The sequence below is a fragment of the Olivibacter sp. LS-1 genome (genome assembly GCF_008245145.1).
Lineage (GTDB): Bacteria > Bacteroidota > Bacteroidia > Sphingobacteriales > Sphingobacteriaceae > Olivibacter > Olivibacter oleidegradans.
Genome location: NZ_CP041643.1, coordinates 2,908,221 through 2,929,539, shown reverse-complemented (window position 1 = coordinate 2,929,539; position 21,319 = coordinate 2,908,221). Strand labels below are relative to the sequence as shown.

Genomic DNA, 21,319 nt, shown 5'->3' with positions numbered 1-21,319 from the left:
GGTTAGCGTAAAAGTACGGAATATATTAGAAACAATGAGCTTGTTTTGTGATCTGGCCAAAACAAATTGGATGCGTTATTACTTTAGCTTTCTCGCTCTTAATAGCGCTTCCAAAAAATAGTAATCGGCATAGCTTAAAGGCTTATCCACCTCCATTCCTGCCGGTTTAGAACCCGTGCTATGCATGAGAATAAAGCCGCGGTTCCTACCTATGTTAGTGGTATAGTGGTCTATCAAACTGTTTAGAAGGCGTGTAGCTTTTTCTCGGTATGCATTGCGTTCCTTACTAAAACCACTTAGTTCCAATAATGCAGAAGCCATAACTGCAGCGGCTGACACATCTCTGGATTCATTTGGTATTTGTGGAGCGTTGAAGTCCCAATAGGGTACCAAATCATTTGGCATATTAGGCTGGCTGAAAAGCCATTTAGCTATATGATCAGCTTGTTTCAAATAACGGCGATCTCTTGTTTCGCGGTAACACATTGTATATCCATACAAAGCCCAAGCCTGACCTCTTGCCCAAGTCGATTCATCGCGATATCCCTGATGGGTATTCTTTTTTCGCACATTACCCGTTTCAGGATTGTAATCAACAACATGGTAGGTGCTATAGTCGGCGCGAAAATGGTTCTTCATGGTTGTATTTGCATGGCTGACCGCAATTTTATAAAAAGAAGAATCGCCCGTGAGCTTGGTAGCTGCAAACAGCAACTCTAGGTTGAGCATATTGTCAATAATAACAGGAAAATCCCACTTATCGTTGTTATGATCCCAAGAGCGTATACAACCCACTTTTGGATTAAAACGGGTTGCCAAGGTTTTTGCGGCTTGAATAAGTACTTCCCGATCATGCGGATCATCTGTTAAGCGATAACCATTACCGACGCTACAATAGATTTTAAAGCCCATATCGTGCGTTCTGCCATTGTATTGTTCGTCTTCTATCATAGTCGTAAGCCTACGGGCTTCCCGTTTCCAATCTTGGTTACCCGTATACTCGTAAAGATACCATAACACACCCGGGAAAAAACCGCTTGTCCAATCGCTTCGCTTTACCACAATTAAATCCCCCTTTTCTGACAGCGACCGGGGAGAAACCAAGGAGGTATCTGATTGGTGAACAGTCGCTAACTCCTTGATCATTAATTTGGATTGTCTTTCAGCCAATTGCCACATTTCTTTTTCTTTTGGGATTACTTGGCTATAAGACAAGTGCGGAAGGAACAAATAGTAAAACAATAGTTGGCATGCAATTGCAACACTGCATTGGGATGCAATTCGCTTCGGTTGTTTCAGGTCTGACTGACGGGTATTGACGAATATAAAAATCATAACTAGTTTTTTAAGGATTAATAGGTATTAACTGAATTTCAAACAGTTTCATAAGTTCATCTCCCACTATTCGATCAGCTTTGAGCTCAAGCATAGACCGTGAATCAGTAAGTGCGATTTCCCCTAAGTCATCTATTACAAAATCTTCGTTCGGTTTATTCTTTTTGGTTTCGCCTTTTAACATCTTTTCACCTATACTGATCTCGTATAAACTACCTAGGGTGTTAGCACTATATTTTATCCTTAACCGGTAAGGTGCAGGTTTGATGACACGAATTGGCCAGTACATTTTTTGTTTGCAAGTTTTCCATCCATCAACATAGTATCGGTTCGACTTCCCATCGCCATACTTAAATTCCTTACCGATCAATATAGCATCAAAGGCAAGTAAACGATTTGGAATATGATCATTCAAAAGTCGGGCGTTATCTACCGACAACACCTTATTTTTCAATTCAATAACGATTACACTATTAACTGGATCCGGCGCCTGAGCAGGAAGCTCAATAGCGAGATCTTCTAAGGTGATCCGCGCTGTAGCGAAGTTTTTTTTCTGATTATTTAAGCAATATGCTCGCCGGATTTCGTTTTTCAGACCTCCAACCAGTAACCTTCCGTCCTTTGGCCAATTGAACACATGTAAGTATAATTTATCTTCGCGCTGCGTAACTACGCCCCAGGATTGAACAGGTAGAGTTGTGGGAGTTGATCCATAGATACTTTCTTTATTCTTGTTAATCCAAATTCCAATGCTATCCAATATCCGCGTATCCTTTGGATCAAAGGCTCCGTCCCCCATTGGTCCGACGTTCATGAGTAGGTTACCTCCTCTTGAAGCGGCTTTTGCCAATAAACGGATAAAGAACGAGGCGGGTTTATGACTATGATCATATTTGGAGTATCCGTAGGATTCATTGGTAGTAGGAATGGCCTCCCAGTCGCCCTTTACCGGATAAAATTCCGCGGGTCTGTCGGCCGTGTTCAAGTAATCGCCAAAATTTCCGCCCGTACTACGCGCGAGGCGGCCGTTAACGACGACCTCAGGATCAGTTTCTCGTATTGCTTTCAAAATACGCAGATTTTCCGAGAAAGGTAATTTGTGCGGCGTATCGAACCATAATATATCCGGGTGGTAATTAAGCAATAGCTCCCGAATTTGTGGAATGGCCTTTTCATTTACATATCGTTGGGCTTTCGGAAGCCATCCCGGATGCTTATCATACCAATCGGCACCTCCGATCAATTTATCACCACCGGGATTATGGTACTCCCAATCATTACCGGGCGCATCCGGATGTTCCCAATCAAAAGCGTGCGAATAGTAAAAGCCGAATTTCATACCATATTTGCGGCAAGCCTGTGCTATTTCGGCCATGGGGTCACGATGAAAAGGCGTTTGCTTTATACTATTAAAATCGGAATATTGCGTATTATACATTGCAAAGCCGTCATGATGCTTGGCTGTAACGATAAAGTAGTTCATCCCGGCTTTTTTTGCTGCCAGTACCCACTGTTCTGCATTAAAATGTACCGGATTGAATTGCTTTGCCAAAGCTAAGTAATCACGTCGACTGATCTTCTCCTTACGCATCAAATGCTCCGCATAACCGCCCACTTCCTTGCCTTTCCATTCGCCACCTGCATGCGAATAAACTCCCCAATGAATAAACATACCAAATTTGGCTTCCCGCCACCAAGCAATCCGTTGGTTGTGTTTACGCATGGCGGCGGTCCACCACCCCGCTTTCGCCTCTTCAATAGCTGTGATATCCCGCATCTTTGGATCATTGTACATTTTTGTTCCCTCGTCACCCACGTCCTGTGCATACAGCGCAGTGTTCAGCATACAAGCAATACTAAAGACTTGAAAGTATAAAAGGTAATTTCGTTTTCTCATTATTTTATCCGTTATCAGATTTCTGCAATCGTCTTCGACCCACACTAACTATTTTACTATTCTACCATTTAACAACCCAACTATTTAACCACTCAACTATTCAACTATTAACCAGTTAACGACTCAACTACCTAAACCAAATAATAGGGTTTCGAATTGGTAGATTTCGAATTACTTCTTCTACCTTTGGCTCATGATCGAGCTTTTTCCACGTGGCTAACCAAAGCTTCTCGTCGAAGGCTTTCGCACCGAACAATAAAGCGGGCTGTGCAACCGGCCAATAATCCCAATACATCACATCTTTTGCATAGGGCCAAGTGTCCTTTTCTTTTATGTATGGAAACATGAAGGTCATTCCCTTTTTTATCGAACGCCCATCTGCCAATTGAAAATCCCATAAATTATCCGTCGGTATGGAAGCTATTTGACATAACATAACCATGGCGTCCAGATTGAAAAGCGAATAACCATAAGGTTTGGTACGTTTAAGTTCACGTGGAAAGCTACCATCCTGTGCCATTTGATTAGGTAACAAAACCGTCTTGTATCGTTTGCGACAAAAATCCAGCAATTGCTCATCACCCACGAGCTTCGCAAAGGAAGCCACTTGCATTGTCCAACAGGTCCCATGGTTATTCTCTGCACTCATTTCATCCTTACCATAGGGATGATTGATCAGCCACGCTAAATAAGCCGAAAACCATGCTTTAAATTGTTTTAGCCGTCCATTAGAAAAAACCGCAGCATCCTTCATGACTAAAATTCCCTGTGCAACTTCCATGAGATGAATGGTATCAATGATACCAATGCCCCTCCCGGTAAAGCGTCCTTTAATTGCCTGTGCGTACAAAAGATTAGGATTCATCCGCGTTTCAGGATTCACAAACCATGCTTCCAGATGCTTCAAGGCATGCATAACATATTTTTCGTCATTAGTTAGCCGATAAGCGGAAGCCAAGGCACCTACTATCTGACTAAAGCGGATCATTGCCTTGCGGTGAGCGACAAAGTTATCCGGATTTGTCATACCATCACGTTGTATATAAGGACCATTTGGATCCGCGGGATTAGGCCACCAATAATCACCTTCAGAAAAGAAATCGTGCTTTCCCCCGCTGCTTCTTGACGATTGCTCCGCTGTAATCGTTACCGGTTGCTGTTGCATAGCCCATGCTGCTCGCCGTAAAATCTGCTTGCCTAGAATTTGTTCCGCCTCTTTTTCATAAGACGTATCGATCGCCAGGTCTACCCACGATACGCACAAGCTACCCACCAGCAAGCATACATAGATCATGTAGTCTAAATACCTCATGGCGTCATGAATTTAAACGTTACCTTTTCGATCGTATTTGGCTTCCCTTTTTCGGGCGGTGCTATCCAACCCTCCCAATTGCCCTCCTTCCCACGTTCAACCTTTATCTTTCTAAAACTATATTCTCCATTTTCATAATCATAACTTTCGCCGTCATCCTCGTATAAATCATATTCACCGTTTTTTTTACCATAGTGCCTAACCTCAATAGCGACTTGTTCACCAGCTTTAGGTGCATGTAGCAAAGGAGGCATGAATGGTATTATTCCTCCATCTTTCACATATACCGGTATTTTATCTAAGCCCGGTGTGGCGGTGATGGTTTCGCCATTGCCTACATATGCCCCCGTGTAAAAGTCGTACCAGTTGCCTTTCGGCAATAGCACTTCTCTGCTCGTCTGCCCCGTAAACATGGGTGCCACCAGAAGATATTCACCCGCCATATATTGATCCTTAATTTCTCGATGATATGCTTCTGCGTAAGGATTCTTTTCCAGATCGTTTGTCACTACCTTTTTTGATTCCCCTAGCGTAAAACCCTCTTCTAAATTCATAGCGCGAAATGGCGGCGTTCCTTCAAAATGATATTTAGCAAATTCGCTGTACCAATAAGGCATCATGCGCATTCTCAAAAGTGCTGCTTCTTTTACGTGCGCCTCCACATCGGGAAAAGACCAGGGTTTTGTGCCGCTTGCCCAGGCATTAATCATGGCCATCGGAGAAAAAATAGTCGACTGGAAACGCCGTAACCATTCCTCTTCACTCTTGGAAGCACGAACTTCCGGTGTCCACAGCACGCCGGCGAAACCACTATTTACCAATGCGGTAATAAAATCTTCATGCTTGTAATAGTCGTTATAAATAACATAAGGGAATGATACCGCACCCGCATTGGATCCTCGTATTAAACCATAAGTGCGCTTATTCTCCTTTCTATATAAGCCCGTACTATATCGCTGCATAAGCACGCCATAGGTCTGCCGCATCTGTTCGGCAGCATAACCGGAAGGAAAGGATGCCACATCAGGCCACAAATAGTGATCGCCTCCATCAACTTCATCTATCTTATAACCGCTAATGCCAATATCGACTTGGCTTCGTTGCCATTGAGAAAAGAGGGTGTTTCTAGCTTGCGCCATCATTAAGTCGGGCACCAAGCCTACCCATACCGTATGGGAGGAGGTAAAAGGTTTAATTTCTTTAAAAATCGGCGACGCGGGAGAAACATAGGGGTTCGTCCACAAATTAATTCGGACACCTTTTTTTAGCAATCTTTGCACCAAAGCTTCTGGATTGGGAAAGCGCTTTGGATCCCATTCAAAAGTACAAGGGTATGATTTGCTTTGCCATCCGGGCTCCAAGCCTACAAAATCCAAAGGATATCCCCTTTGTTCAAAAGCTTTCACCTCCTCTTCCACCTCTTCAGCATTGTACAGTCGTTGGACGCGCTGGGTAAAACCTAATCCCCAGCGAGGCGGCAATACACCACCCCCATTAAATAAATTGAATCGACGAACGGCATCCAAGGGTGTCGGTCCACCGAAGACATAAAACTCCACACCCGCAGCAGGGACCAATATTTCAACCGCATCGCTATAAGGTCGTGCTGTCCAGGTTTTATCAACGTTGCGATCCTTTGCTTGAGGGGGGTGTTTACTATCCTTTCGCACTGCAGAACCAGCGTATACATCCAAGTAACGTGCGCTATTGATAAAAACGCCATAACCATTTGAAGAAACATAAAAAGGGGTAGGTGCATGTGTTCGGCCATTATCTACCCCTCCATAATGGTCGACATGTAATCGCAAAATTTTCCCTCGCTGATGCACGGACTGAAAGTGAAGACCGAAACCAAATAGTTGTTCCAACGAATCCAAAGGAAAACGCAGGTAGGTTTTTCCATCCACCGTACCTCCATAAACATCAGCCATTACGAACGGAAATGAAGTATTACTCAACTTTCGAATTGCTTCCGACCGGGGCGTCACACCAGCGGCAGTTAATAAGTTATAAGATTCAGGCTTCCCTACGACGCCTTTCCAAACACCTGGCAATACTTCCGTCCAATTAATTTCCTGCCCGTAACTTTTAAAGCATGTTATGAGCAGAAAAAATAAAAGTTTATAATAACGTATATTATTCATTCAAATGAGTTTTACAAGGGCACAATCGTATATATTCGCCCTTTTTCCGTTGGAAAATCTATTACATAGGTTTCTTTTAAGTTCAGGGATTGCAAAGAAGCCTGCCCATTTTGCTCAAAGCGTGGTTTTTCAGGCTTCATTAATAATTCATTTTGAGAAGCATTTCTCAAAGATTGACCGGTAGTTTCCAACACTTTAACCGGAATAGGTGTTCTTAATCTACAATTCCCCCCCAATTCCGAACGAATAAGCGCACGTGTTAAATTTCTATTTGCCCAATTGATTTCAACTGTAAAATTTCCGCGTGCCTTTATGCCCTTAATACTGCCTGCTGGCCAAGCGTCTGGCAAGGCAGGCAGCAATTGAACTTCTCCGGCATGGCTTTGCAATAACATCTCGGTCATGCCGGCGGTTGCGCCAAAATTCCCGTCAATTTGAAACGGTGGATGTGCATCGAAGAGGTTCGGATATGCACCACCTCCGCTCATCTGTTCCTTTTCTTCATTCGGGTCGATATAACGCAACGCATCCTTCAAAATCTTGTAAGCATGATTTCCGTCCTGTAAGCGAGCCCACCAGTTGGTTTTCCAAGCCATTGACCAGCCAGTACTCACATCGCCTCGGTGAATCAACGACTGTTTGGTTGCTGCTGCCAATTCCGGAGAGCCGAGTACGGTTATTTGATTACCTGGATAAAGACCAAATAGATGAGAGATATGCCGATGTTTATCTGCTGGATCATCCCAATCTTGGTACCACTCCTGTAATTGTCCGTATTGGCCGATATGATACGGATAAAGCTTTGCTTTAGCCATTATCAATTTTTCTTTAAAATCTTTATCACTTCCCAAAATATCGGCAGAACGAATACAGGCATTAAACAATTCCCTTATGATTGCCATATCCATGGTAGAAGCCATTGACAACTGATGCTCCTTTCCAGCGATTTTAACCGTATTTTCAGGTGAAGTTGACGGGTTAGTAATAAGATAATGGCTACCGGGATCTTCAATAAGCCAATGTAGCATAAAAGAAGCGGCTCCCTTCATCAAAGGATAAGCTTCCTCTTTGAGAAACTTTTTATCGCCGGTATAGAGATAATGTTCCCACAAATGCGTACAAAACCAAGCACCTGCCATAGGCCATGCCGACCACCGAGGCATGCCTTTGGGGTCCCAGTCGTAACCGCCGGGAGGCGATGTTTTTGCCCATAAATCGGAGTTATGATGTGTCACCCATCCATCGTCAATGTTATAATTCACTTTAGCTGTCACCGCTCCATTAACTGCCAATTCTTTCATAAAATCAAACAAGGGTTGATGACATTCGGAGAGATTGGTATTTTCTGCTAACCAATAATTCATTTCGGTGTTGATATTGGTGGTATAATTACTCCCCCAAGGCGGTTGAACCATATCATTCCATATTCCCTGTAAGTTTGCCGGCCTCCCTCCCGGCCTAGAACTAGCGATCAATAGATAGCGGCCATACTGATAATATAAAGCCTGTAGCGCATTATCCGATTTCCCTTCTGCTAAACGTAACATTCTTTCATCAATGGGTAATCGCACAGCTTCCGGATCTTTCCCTAAGTCGATAGACACTCGGCGAAAGAGTGCCGCATGGTCCGCTATATGCCGCGACTTCACTTCCTGATAGCTTGATTTTGAAGCTCGTTCCATACAAGCTGCCGCTTCTACGGCGGGGTCCTTCCCGTTCAAACCCGGCGATTTATCAAAACCGTTAAAGCTCGTTGCTTCTGTTAGCCAAAGTATTACCGAATCGGCTCCTGAAACACACAATCTATTGTCGTCCGTTTTTACTTCACCGCCTATTGCTTGCACTTTCACATGTATTTCGAAGTTCATACCTTCGCCATCCCTGTCGTCATAAACAATCTGTTGTGGCTCATATTCACGGTTTGCGACAAATTTGGGCGCTTTCCCTTGAAGTATCAAATAATCATGACGAGTGGCCTTTGTTTGATGTTTCAATTTACTTGTTAACGCGACATCAAAGGCGACTGCACCCGGTTTATTCGCTGTTATTCGTATAGCCATCGTCTTATCAGGTCGGCTGATGAAGGTCTCACGTGTATACATTACCCCACGATAAGTATATTTTATCGTAGACAGGGCCTTATCAAGATCCAAATCGCGTTGATACGAAGTAGTCAATGAATCGGGACGATGAAAATCGAGTAATAAGTCGCCAAGCGGTAAATAGCGAGCCGAGTAGGGACCCTGCATTTGCTTCCATAAACTTGCCGCTTTTTCATAGTCGCCGTCAAAAATGGCCCTTCGTACCCGTGGGAGTATTTTGGGGCCATTTGGATTATTCCCTGGATTAGGAAAGCCCGACCAAAGGGTATTGTCGTTCAGTTGATAGCGTTCTACTTGAACACCCCCAAATACCATGGCCCCTGTTTTGGCGTTGCCCAACGGCAAGGCCTCTTCCCAAACCGATGCCGGTTTCGTATACCATAATTTTAGTAACTTTTCTTGCTCTTGCGTATTACCCATTAATGTGGCAAAGACACAGCTTGCGAACACAAAAAGAGAGATCTTAGGTTTATTCATTTTCTATTTGGTTATTATCCCACGCTCAAATTTGGATTCAAATCGTCATCGACCTTCCTTTGTATTTATTAAGTGTTCGATCGCGCCATGCTAAAATGTAGACACCCACTATTCAACTACTAAACTACTCAACCATTTAACTACTCTACTACTCAAGCATTTAACGACCCTACTCCTTTACGATTTAACTATTGCAAGTTCACAAAAGTCGTTTCCATCCCCTCCGACTGCACGCTAGCTACGCATTTCCCCTTTGCTAGGCGCACTTTAATCATCGCCCGACCATTGTAAGCCTGCACCTTCCGCGAGCCATCGGAGGTTCCCTGATTGTCGATCAAACTTCCATCACCCACAGCTGAAAAGTGTAACCAATTTTGGGCATCCAAACACAGGACACCTTTCGCATCCAGCAAATCAGCCTGAAGGGTGACAATGTCGCCCTCACGGTCGACTTCCTGTAGGTTCATTCGTACGGGTTTATCCCATTTTGCTGTTAGATAGTTTTGCCTAAGTTCATCGCTCACCATCTCTTTTCCATTTTTTGCTACGGCTTTAAAATGGTTTTCACCTTCACGAAGCCGCACCATCCATCGTAAACCAGCGGCAGGAAAATCTTGTACATTTCTTTTTTTAATTCCCATACTTTTTCCATTAACAAAAAGCTCCACCTCTTCTGCATTGGAATAGACCTTGATCATTTTTTCTTCATTCGGTTCACCCCAGCGCGTTGGCCAAGTGTGCCCGTAAATATGTACCATTGGCTTTTTAACCCAATAAGATTGGAACACATAATAGGCTTCCTTTTTATTTAAATTACGTTCTACAACACCCTTTTGATTCACATACGGTACTGGATTATCCGGCCTCACCGGTGTAGAAAAGTCCTTAAAAGGCCAATAAGCTGTTCCCGTTAACCAAGGCATATTTTCCTGTTCTTTCAAGTGCCAATCAATCAGATTGCAGATATAACTTTCACTCCAGTCACCATCTTTTGAAACCCTCGCTGCCCCACCATACAGCGACGCATCCCCCGCTCTTTCATCCACCCCATCTCCTGTTGTAATCTTCGCTAAGGCTTTGTCCGGATTTTCGGCATGTCGGCGTGCATGACTATCACCTCCCCATTCGACATGAAGGAAATGGTTGACTTTTTTCATTTCCTCTTCCGAAGCCTGTTTATAATCAGTGTACAAACCTCGGTACCAACCAGCCCAGATAGACGGCGAGTAAACATCTACGATATCTTTACAAAAGTCGCAGCGCCGAATAGCTGTTTTTCTTGATGGATCTAAGCGGTGAGACAGATCGTTCAGCTCCTTCATAAAGGCTCTAATTTTCTCCTTATCAAATACTGAGAAATCGCCTGGCCAGTCATTTTCATTTCCCAATCCCCAGATAATAATGGACGGATGATTATAATGCTGCTCGATCATATTAGTCAACATTTGTCGCGCTTGCGCTTGATACTGTTCTCCTCCCAGGCCACCCCTGCACCATGGAATTTCTTCCCAAACCAGCATACCGAGGCTATCGCAGGCATTCAGAACAACCCTCGACTGTTGATAATGTCCCAATCGGATGAAGTTAACCCCCATCTCTTTCATGAGTTGCATTTCTTTAAGGATCATGGAATCCGTCATGGCTGCCCCAACACTGGCATGATCTTCATGCCGATGGGTACCGCGTAGTAACAAACGCTCTCCATTCAGATAAAATGGCCCCTTCTTTTTAAACTCGAAATGTCGAAATCCTATTTTTTCTTCTACCGTACAGCTATCCATTCCTGTTTTTGCAGTCACGATTAACTTGTATAATGACGGCTGGGCAGGACTCCATAAAATCGGCTTCTTAACGTTCAGGCAAGCTAAATCAATTTCTTTTATTTGTGTCGATACCTCTTTTTCAAATTGTGCCACCTGTTCCCCTTGTGGATCTAAAAGACGGATATCTACTTTTAAATTTCGGCTGCCGTCATCACGCAAGAACCGTGCGCTGATGTGCAACGAACCCTCCTTACCTTGAGGATCCACACTCACTTTAGTAAAAACCCTATCAATGGAAGCTTGTGGTATATATTGCAGGTTAAGATGCCGATAGATACCCCCATATAGATTAAAATCGGATAGATCGGAGGGAATCATTTCCAGGTCACGGGAATTATCTGCTCGAACAATGATAGGAACCTGTCCGTGAAATTGTTTTTCACAGATGGGGTTTGCGGTAAAGGTTTTTACCGCATCCGTAATATCCACCACCCATTCGTCGTAGCCACCGATATGTTCAGCTACCTTTGTTGTATAAACATAAACCTCCGTTTTTTGTCCGACGCCTTCAAAATGCAAACGCGTCCGCCCATTTTGATAAGGGTTATCAACCTTTATGTTTTTCCGATACCATCCAGGACCTTGGTAATAATTTACATCCGGATCGACCCCGTCAGTTGCATTGAAGCAGTGCGGTAAGTCAACCTGCTGCCAAATCGGCACCGCTTCCGGATTGCCTTTCCCAACGGGTCTTACGGCTTCCCAAATACCGCCTAAATCACTTTTTAGAAACTCCCAACTTTTATCGATACGACGGGTTTCTTGACTACGAGCGGTTAAAAAGAAACTTATAAAAAAATGTGTATATAATAAACAATATTTTAACCTAAACATAATGTATTAACTACTCAACCATTTAACTACTTAACTACTCGACCATTTAACTACTTAACTACTCAACCATTTAACCACTTAACTACTCAACCATTTAACCACTTAACTACTCAACCATTTAACCACTTAACTACTCAACCATTTACCACTTAACCACTTAACTACTCAACCATTTAACCACTTAACTACTCAACCATTTCACTACTCAACGATCAACCACTTAATCCAATGCACCACTTTTCATCATTTTTGCAGGTAATCCGTGTTTTACAGCCTCCACATGACCTTTTAGCTCCAGTTTAACAACAGTCGCCACCTTATCAGGTGCTTCTAAAGGAAGAGCTATTGAGACCGTATCCCCTTTGTTACCCGCCTTTATGATTTGCCCGTTGGCCAAAAGCATCGCAGATAGCACCTTGTTTCTCAATTTAGGGACAACCAATTTCCCGTCCGAGGGCCAGTCAAATACAGATAAATAAAGAATGGTGTTATTTCCGGTCTCTTTCATGGTGCATCTACCCCAATTCAATGGAGCAAGTGGACTAGCCTTAGTTGCGTAAATAGCTTCCCCATTTACTTTCATCCAATCACCGATTGCTTTCAACCGATCGATGCTTTCTTTGGGGAAAGTACCGTCGGGCTTAGGGCCGATATTCAGCAAGTAGTTTCCTCCCTTAGAGGCAATATCGATTAAGTTTTGGATAAGGGTTTCGCTTGATTTCCAGTTATTGTCAGAAGTTCGATATCCCCAAGTCCCATTCATGGTCATACAAGTTTCCCAATACTTTCCATCCAGTTCACTGAAGTCCGGAATCTTTTGCTCGGGGGTTTTCGTATCTCCCGGAAAGTTGGGTCTTTTCAACCGATCGTTCGTGATAATATGGGGTTGCAGTTTAAGTTGTTCCTGTAATTTAAGCGCCGCTTCATCCGTCATATTCGTTGGTGTATCCCACCACAGTATCGCAATATCGCCGTAATTACTAAGCAGTTCTTTTACCTGCGGCACAGAAACCTTATTGATATACTCATCAAACGAAACCGTTTCCTGAGCAGGATCCCAATGCCCTTTATGAGTTAAGGTATATGCATCTATCCGAGCCGAATCAGGGTTTGGCCATCCTTCTCGCATTAATTTTCTGGCTGCCGATCCGCCGGGATTATTCCAATCTTGGGCCTGGGAATAATAAAAGCCTAACTTAATCCCATATTTTCTACAGGCCTCTGCCAAAGGCTTTAACAGATCGCGGCCATAAGGGCTTGCATCCACTACATTCCATTTACTGGCAGCAGTTCTAAATAAGGCAAATCCATCATGGTGTTTAGCGGTAATAATCAAATATTTCATACCGGCTTCTTTCGCCATTCTTACCCATTCATCCGGGTTGTAGTGCACCGGATTGAACTTTTTAGCAGCAGCCTGGTATTCGGCTACCGGAATTTTACAACGGTTCATAATCCACTCAGCGCCACCTCTTGCCTGTTCGTGGCCTTTATAAACACCAGCAAATTGGGCATACACGCCCCAATGGATAAACATGCCAAATCGGGCTTCTGTCCACCATTTCATTCGCTCTTTACCCTTCTCAACCGGTATTTGTGCATTTAAAAGCTGTAGTGGAAGTACCAAGCTCATGGAGAGTAAAATTATCCGTGCCAATTGTCCGAACTTGTTCATCTTACATAAGGTTAACAGTTAAAAACCGGGTGTTTGCTTATAGCCCTCGTTCCCTAAACTTCGGGCGATATCGACCTCAGACTGCGGAACCGGCCATAACGTGTCACGCGCTTGGAATAATCTTGCGGCACCATCGGGATCTTGGATCGTATCCATAACTTCTTTGATAACCCCCCAACGTTTTAAATCGAAATAACGTTGCCCCTCTAAAGCAAGTTCAACCCGCCGTTCCTGCCTGATTACTTCTCGAAGTTCTTCCCGACTATAACTATCATTGAGGTTAAACAAGGGCATGTTCACATCGGAACGAGAACGGACCTGATTCAGTGCGTCGATAATCGTCTGATCGGGTCCACTGCTTTCATTTTTCGCCTCAGCGTACATAAGCAATACATCGGCATAACGTAAAAATACCCAATCTTGATCACTTTGCGTAGCATAGCTGGTTGGCCATTTTGATTCGTTAATATATTTACGCGGCAGGTAACCGCCCAACACATTCTCAAAGACGGGATCAAAGGCCGAGGAAGCATCTGTCCCGCGCCAAACGCCTTCATAAATAATGGATGCTTTCAAACGCGGATCTCGATTTTCATAAGGATTACTCGGATCATACAAAGGAGATTCCGTAATAGGCTTACCGTCCGTGCATGTGTAACTGTCTACCAAATAGTATAAAGGTTGCACGGCCTTCAAGTAAGAATACATCATGTCAGCAGGACTGTACATATTAGGTGGCAGAAACTTTGCTGAAAACATAATCTCGGGATTATTATTTTGGCCGGGTTTTCTAAAGAGATTCCGATAACCTCCCTGATAAATAGAAAATACTTTTTCGTCGATAATTATTTGCGCCGTGTTGGCAGCAGCGTCCCATTGTTTATTGGTGAGCAGTACTTTGACCTTATACCCTAAAGCAGATCCCCGCACCGCATGTCCACTATAAGAAGTGTTAGGTAGGTGTTCAATCGCAAAATCAAGGTCTTCCAAAATGGCAGAAATGATCGCTGCTTTTGGCGTTCGAGCCAACATAGCACTTGCTTCATCTAATCCTAATGGTTGCAGCGTTAAAGGAACGTCGCCATACAAACGAGTAAGTAAAAAATAGTAGTGCGCTCTGATAAACCTTGCTTCGCCTTTATATATATTGCGTTGCTCTTCACTCAGTGTAGCGATCTTATCGATATTGGCAAGTAAGCGGTTACAAGCACCGATCGCTTGATAGGATATCTCATACCCTTCCGTTTGCATCCCGCCGGTTGTAGGCGTTATTCCCGACCGGGAAATCACATTAAAGCTATTGGAACTGCTGGGGACGAAGGCATCGTCAGAAAGCCCATCCCAGAGCATGGAAGCGCCACCCCAACCACCACGAGCTGCAGTGGAGGATGTTGCATTGTATCCTCTACTGAGGAACTCATAACAACCTGCCAACGCTAAATCCGCATCGCTTTTTGTTTTCCAAAAATTCTGCTCCGAAATCTTATCGGTTGGATCCTTCTCCAACAAGTCTTTTGTACAACTATTTAGACTAAGTGCTGCAAGCGTAGCCAAAGTAATATATATTGTTTTTAATGTAAGCTTCATAACATCAGGTTTTAAAAGGTTATACTAGTACCGAATGCAAATACTTTATTCTGCGGGTGCGTTACATATCTTCCTGAAGTAGCTCCCCCGCCGGAAGATACACCACGCTCAGGATCCAAACCAGGGAATTTTGAAAAAGTCAACAAATTATCTCCTGCAAAATAGATTCGTAGACCACTGATTCCGATTTTACTTAGCATGCTTGCCGGTAAGTTGTATCCGAGCTGGACATTCTTCAATCGTAAGAAAGATGCATCCTTAAGAAAAAAGGTCGAAGCAGTTCTAACATTATTGGCGGCTGGCGTGCCCTCGGCTCCCACTATTGGTAAGCTTGCATTCGGGTTTTCAGGCGTCCAGGAATCCTCCATCCAATCGCGGGTGAATACACCGCCTTGCCGAAATGGAACAATCCCCCACTCACTTACGAATATCTTCTGTCCTTGTGACCCAAAAAGAAACACGGTCAAATCAAAATTTTTCCAGGTAGCCGAGGCGTTAAAAGAATAGTCAAAATTTGGAAACGCACCTGGAACCACTACCCGATCATTATTATCCACTTGATGATCACCATTGACATCAGCAAATTGCAAGTAGCCTGGTTTTGCAGGAATTTGTTGAACAGGAGCATTAGTAATATCATCCTGCGAGCGAAAGATACCGATGTTTTGCAGCAAGTAGAAGCTTCCATAGGGCAACCCTTCACGGATAATCGTGTTTCCCTGAATGCGCTCGGCCCCATATTTAATCACTTTATTACGATTGGCTTGAATATTTCCACTCAAGCTCAACGCAACTTCTCCAAAGGTCTCCCTATATTGTAAACCAAGCTCTACGCCTCGGTTCCTCAATTCTCCGTAATTAACCGTTGGCGCCGCCAAGCCAATATAAGCGGGGAAAGCGGTTGAAGAAGATAAGATATCAGAAGTAACCTTATTGTACCAATCAAAATTGGCAATTAATTTATTGTTAAAGAAACCAAGGTCAACACCGAAATCGACAACAGTGGTGCTTTCCCACTTAATGCGATTATTTGCCATGGCTTCCTGACGAGCAGCCTGCTGTAACGATTCTTCAAATGGATAAGCGTAAGACGAATTCAACACCGTTTGATAAGGATAATTACCGATGTTCTGATTCCCCAAGGTACCAATAGATGCCCGCAACTTGAGGTCACTCATAACAGCTTTTAATCCATCTCCGTAAAAAGCCTCTTCAGCTATACGCCAACCTCCTGATACAGAAGGAAAAAACGCCCACTTCAAATCTTTAGGGAAGCGGGAAGAAGCATCGTAACGCGCATTTCCTTCTAATAAATACTTCCCTTTGTAATCGTAATTTATTCTTCCATAATAAGATCTGAGCGACCATTCTTCTGTGACACCTTCATTTGTTTGCTGTCCTGCACCACCGGCATTTAGCTCAGGTACTTCATTGCTAGGGAATTGCAAACGACTACCTAAAAGCATCTGGGTTTTATTATATTCTACTTGCGTGCCGGCTAGCACTTTTAAATGATGATTACCAAACGATTTATCATAAGTAAGTTGGGTATAACCTACGGGATATACATTATTATCGTCCGTAACCGTCAGACCTTGTCCGCCAACATCGAGAAGTCTACTTGATGCATCATTCGGCCCCGCAAACCAGAGATATTGTTCAACGACCGGCTTAAAAGTATAGTTTTTAGAAAAGCTATAATTCAAGCCACCACTTGTTCTCCACTCTAATCCTTCCAGCAATTTAACATTCAGAAAAAGATTGCCCTGCATATAATAGTTGTTTAACTTGGTTAAGGCATTTTCCGCCACAGCTACCGGATTTTTGTTAGGTGACTGGAAAGGATAGGCTCGGGAGGTATAACGACCACTGCCATCCGGCAGGTAAGGGCCATAGAGTGGTGACTGACTAATGGTGGATAGAAATTGATCTTCGCTCCCATTCCTCGGATATTTTCGGTCTCCATAGTTCAAGGTGATGCTGGATCCGAAATTAATTCGTTCATTGATCTTCGCGTTCAGGTTTATCTGTAAATTGTACTTTTTGAAAGAAGTCCCAACCATAATATCCGGTTGATCAACGTAGCCAAGAATAACGTTATAAGTTGTTCCACTTCCTCCCCCACTAAGTGATAGGTTATGCGTTTGTACCGGTACTGTTTTAAACACCGCATCTAACCAGTTAAAATCAGGATATAAATTTTTATCCGTGGCATTTGCATAAGCGTCAATCATTTCCTGACTGAACATCGCATTGGAATTCGTGATGCCCGAGTTTATAGCAGCCTGATTATATAACTTCATGTAATCGACTGAATTATATACAAAATCCGGCAGCGACGACGCCTTGGTAATGCCGATATTGTAATCGTAGGTCAGCTTGGCTTTACCTGCCTTCCCCTGCTTAGTAGTAACCAGTATCACCCCATTTGCGGCCCTAGCTCCGTAAATAGCAGCTGAAGCCGCATCTTTTAGTACCGTAACATTTTCGATGGCCTGCGGGTTCAGATTTGTTAGGCTTCCCGGAATACCATCTACAATAATCAGTGGCGAAGCGGAGGCCCCATAGGAACCCAAGCCTCTCACTTGCAGATTCACGTTCTCATTTCCAGCTTCGCCGGAGGCTTGCGTAACGCGCAAACCGGGCATTCGGCCTTGAAGCAACTGTGTCGGATTAGTAGCAATTCGCTTATTCACCACATCGCCATCTACAGAAGCAATGGCACCTGTTAAGTTTACCTTCTTTTGCGTTCCATAACCCACAACGACTACCTCGTCCATTTGATTGCTGAGCTCCTGTAATATAATATTAACTTGCTTTTGTCCGTTGACGGTCGCCTCCTTCGTTGCCATACCAACCTGACTAAAAATCAGCACATCTTGAGACTCCACCTGTAATTGGTAAAGCCCGTTAGCATCTGTTGTTGTACCTTTATTTTTTCCTTTAACCCTGACACTTACTCCCGGAGCAGTTTGTCCATCAGGCGTTGTCACTTTACCAGATACGGTGCTATTTCCCTGTGCCAGCGCACAGAAGCTCAAAGCACAAGTTTGAAATAATAATAGTACTATAAATAGTCCTCTTGTAAATTTACCCTTCATCTTTTTTAGTTTATGCGGTTAGCCATCATTAGGTTTGTGCACAAAAGTCTCAATTCGCTCCAATCTCTAAGGGTAATTTTCGTTCTATTTAGGGGTACAAAATGGTTTTTGTCATCTTCTTTAATCTATCGGTTTTATTATCACAGCCTTTAGTTTAAATAATTCGCTTTTACCGCTTAAGGGCCTTATATCCAAAGTATACCGTCCCGGTTTATTTATTGAAATCGTTGCCACGTCATGCCGAACGAAGAGCAATGGTGCTTTTTTATCAAAACTACCCGTGTGTAAAGTTCTAAAGTAAAAGTTTTGTCCATTGATTGATAATGTTCCCTCCTGATTAGCGCTTTCGGGCTCACAGGCATATTCGAGCGTAATCCGGTAGTTGCCGGATTCCATTAATTGCGTGTCAAATTCGATTATATCTTTTTCCCTATCAGCCATTCCGACCACACAGTTGGTATGTTTCCAATCACCATAGTAATGACTGTAGGTTAAGCTTTCGATACGGGCATTGCCCGTCGTTTTTGCAAAGGCTGCTTTTATCTCATTTTCGTCAAACTGGTTGGAAATGGTGATGGGCGCGTTCTTATTATAGGTAGGCGCTTCTCCCGCATATTCCAATACAAATACAGTATTTTTCGCATCAGATAAAGTTATGGGTAAGTCGATCCAAATAGCGTCTCCCCTTTTATGCCATTTTACAGGCTGCCCATCAGCCAAAGCGTATACCTTTTGCACCTGCATATTGGCATTTGGAATCAGCAGCTTCCCGCTACGGGGTCGGGTCCAAACATGTAAGTATTGCTTTCCTGGTTTTGATGTCGTTACACCCCAGGGTTGTTGAGGAATCAAGCCCTGTGTAGTGCCATAAATACTTTCGCCATTAACCTGTAACCATCGCCCTGTTTCCCGTAAAAACTGAGCTGAATAAGCTGGAATACGACCTGAACCATCAGGACCCACGTTCAGCATGAGATTCCCCCCTTTAGATGCAGCTTCGGCCAATAATCGAATAATCGTTTCGGGTGTCTTAAAATTCATATCATGCTTCATGTAACCCCAGGAGTCGTTATGGGTATAAATTGATTCCCAAGCACCATTAATGGGCATGGCAGGCATTTCAGAGTCGCCATAATCCCGATAATCACCCAAACCATGTCCGACTCGGCTACTGAATAAACTTTTCGGTTGCAGCAACCGTAAACTATCGATAAACTGCTGCGTTTGCTCTTTACTCAAACCACCAGGCGTGTCAAACCAAACGATACTTAAATCCCCATAATTAGACATCAGCTCTTTTAGCTGCGGAATCGCCTTTTGCCGATAATACTTTTGGTAGTCCTTTTTAGATTCATCAAAATCCCAGGTATTTTTACCCCCATTTGGATTATGCCAATCCTGAAATTGCGAGTAGTAAAAGCCAAAATGCATGCCCCGTTTACGAACCGCATCAGCCAATAATTTCATTGGATCTTGTTTAAAAGGCGTTGCATCTACAATATCAAAGGTACTGACCTTAGAATCATACATGGCAAAGCCTTCATGGTGTTTTGCCGTAATAACCACATATTTGATTCCTGCATCTTTAGCTAGTTGTGCCCACTCATCCGCATTAAATCGGGAGGGATTAAAAGTTGCAGCAGTGGCTTCATACTCCCTCACAGGAATCTTTGCTTGATTCATAATCCACTCGCCACTCCCATAATATCGTTTCCCTTTCCACTCTCCTCCTAAATGCGAGTAAAGCCCCCAATGGATAAATAAACCGAATTTAGCATCTTTAAACCACTGGATGTTGGCGTGCTCTTTACCGCTCGAACGGCTTTCCCACATTTCATCCATGGTTTGTGCATGTGCGGTCATTCCGAACAGAAATACACAAATTACTATACACCGTTGATATTTGCGACTATATAGTGTAGTCCAATTTTTCATTTTTAAATGAATTTATTAACTTATAATTTATAATTTCTCATTCAAATACGAATCTTTCGTAAATAAATGTAAATAAAGCAACCGGCTATTCAGTTGGCCACTTCTTCGCGTTAAATAATGTGGGATTCGTACCATCTTTGACCATAACAATCCAGTCATCTTTTTCAGCAGCAAAAATCAATAAATCGCCCCGTTTAATTTTTTCCTTTTTACCATTTCGATAGATAACAATCGCCTGTCCCGGCCAGGGGGGGACTGCGCTTTCACTAAATCCGTATGAACGAACAAAACAAACCAAATGTGAGCCGCAACAATCCTATTTATCATGTTTATTTACTTTAAAAATAAAGGACACCTCTTCCAATTAATACCGCTTCAATATTTTGTTCAACCGGTCTGCCAAAGCGGAGTCTAACAAACTGATATGTTCGCTATTAAAATGGAATCAAAAGCCTTTAAAGATGTTTAATAGGGGATTAAAAGTTTACAATTGAAGCAAATAAACACTTAAAAAAAGAAAAAAAAGAGGAATTTATGATCGATTATGGGGTAAAAATTGGTTAAATACCACAAGGTATAAAAAAGCCACCTGTCGGTGGCTATAGAAATCAAGAAATATTAATTAATCTGGGTCCCTTTCGTTTAGCCTCCTCTTTTTTGGGAATCGTTAATTTCAATAGGCCATTTTCGTATTTTGCTTCAATTTTATCTTCATCCACTACATCTTTAGGAAAATTGAAGCTCCGTTGAAACGATCGATAACTAAACTCTTTACGCGCATATCCGTCATCCCTTTTTTCATCTTCATATTCCTTGCTTGAAGAGATGGTTAACAGATTACCGTCGAGCTCAATTTTAAAATCATCCTTATTCATTCCCGGCGCTGCCATTTCCACCTCATAATTGTCCGCCGTTTCTTTGATATTTACCGAAGGGACGGTAGCGTTCGGTGAAAAATTGCCGCTGTCCCAATTCATTAAATCCCTGTTAAAAAAGTCGTCAAACAGGGAAGGAAAACCACTTCTACTTCTTCTAATAAGTGACATCACAACCTCCTTTTTTATAGTTTACTCGTTAACCTTATGCAAGTCAATAAA

Annotated in this window: 11 protein-coding genes; all 11 read right to left on the bottom strand. The window is 43.0% G+C overall.

The features are described from left to right. Nucleotides 1-78 precede the first annotated feature (78 nt). Nucleotides 79-1,335, bottom strand: a complete 1,257-nt coding sequence (locus FKG96_RS11760; RefSeq protein WP_130857577.1) for a glycoside hydrolase family 88 protein — start codon at nucleotides 1,333-1,335, stop codon at nucleotides 79-81. Between the two features lie 10 nt (nucleotides 1,336-1,345). Further along, complete coding sequence (locus FKG96_RS11755; protein WP_242627349.1) at nucleotides 1,346-3,232, bottom strand: alpha-L-fucosidase; 1,887 nt, start codon at nucleotides 3,230-3,232, stop codon at nucleotides 1,346-1,348. Between the two features lie 127 nt (nucleotides 3,233-3,359). Continuing rightward, nucleotides 3,360-4,544, bottom strand: coding sequence for an alginate lyase family protein (locus tag FKG96_RS11750; RefSeq protein WP_207303793.1), 1,185 nt, complete (start codon nucleotides 4,542-4,544; stop codon nucleotides 3,360-3,362). Further along, nucleotides 4,541-6,688 carry a TIM-barrel domain-containing protein gene (locus FKG96_RS11745; RefSeq protein ID WP_207303794.1) on the bottom strand — a complete coding sequence of 716 codons (2,148 nt, stop codon included), beginning with the start codon at nucleotides 6,686-6,688 and terminating at the stop codon, nucleotides 4,541-4,543. Before FKG96_RS11745 ends, FKG96_RS11750 begins: the two co-directional genes overlap by 4 nt. Nucleotides 6,689-6,699: 11 nt before the next feature. Beyond that, nucleotides 6,700-9,267: a glycoside hydrolase N-terminal domain-containing protein gene (locus FKG96_RS11740; RefSeq protein WP_130857579.1), complete on the bottom strand. Its 2,568-nt coding sequence runs from the start codon at nucleotides 9,265-9,267 to the stop codon at nucleotides 6,700-6,702. A gap of 188 nt (nucleotides 9,268-9,455) precedes the next feature. After that, the gene (locus FKG96_RS11735) at nucleotides 9,456-11,924 is read right to left on the bottom strand and encodes a glycoside hydrolase family 2 TIM barrel-domain containing protein (protein WP_130857580.1); all 2,469 of its coding nucleotides are present in this window, start codon (nucleotides 11,922-11,924) and stop codon (nucleotides 9,456-9,458) included. Between the two features lie 220 nt (nucleotides 11,925-12,144). Next, nucleotides 12,145-13,599: an alpha-L-fucosidase gene (locus FKG96_RS11730; RefSeq protein WP_130857581.1), complete on the bottom strand. Its 1,455-nt coding sequence runs from the start codon at nucleotides 13,597-13,599 to the stop codon at nucleotides 12,145-12,147. Nucleotides 13,600-13,617: 18 nt separating this feature from the next. Continuing rightward, the gene (locus FKG96_RS11725) at nucleotides 13,618-15,186 is read right to left on the bottom strand and encodes a RagB/SusD family nutrient uptake outer membrane protein (protein ID WP_149105544.1); all 1,569 of its coding nucleotides are present in this window, start codon (nucleotides 15,184-15,186) and stop codon (nucleotides 13,618-13,620) included. An 11-nt stretch (nucleotides 15,187-15,197) separates the two neighbouring features. Next, entirely contained in the window at nucleotides 15,198-18,287 is a 3,090-nt protein-coding gene (locus FKG96_RS11720) for a TonB-dependent receptor (RefSeq protein ID WP_130857583.1), read from the bottom strand. A 120-nt stretch (nucleotides 18,288-18,407) separates the two neighbouring features. After that, complete coding sequence (locus FKG96_RS11715; RefSeq protein ID WP_013666128.1) at nucleotides 18,408-20,222, bottom strand: alpha-L-fucosidase; 1,815 nt, start codon at nucleotides 20,220-20,222, stop codon at nucleotides 18,408-18,410. Nucleotides 20,223-20,830: 608 nt separating this feature from the next. Beyond that, nucleotides 20,831-21,268, bottom strand: a complete 438-nt coding sequence (locus FKG96_RS11705; RefSeq protein WP_130857585.1) for an Hsp20/alpha crystallin family protein — start codon at nucleotides 21,266-21,268, stop codon at nucleotides 20,831-20,833. Nucleotides 21,269-21,319 lie beyond the last annotated feature (51 nt).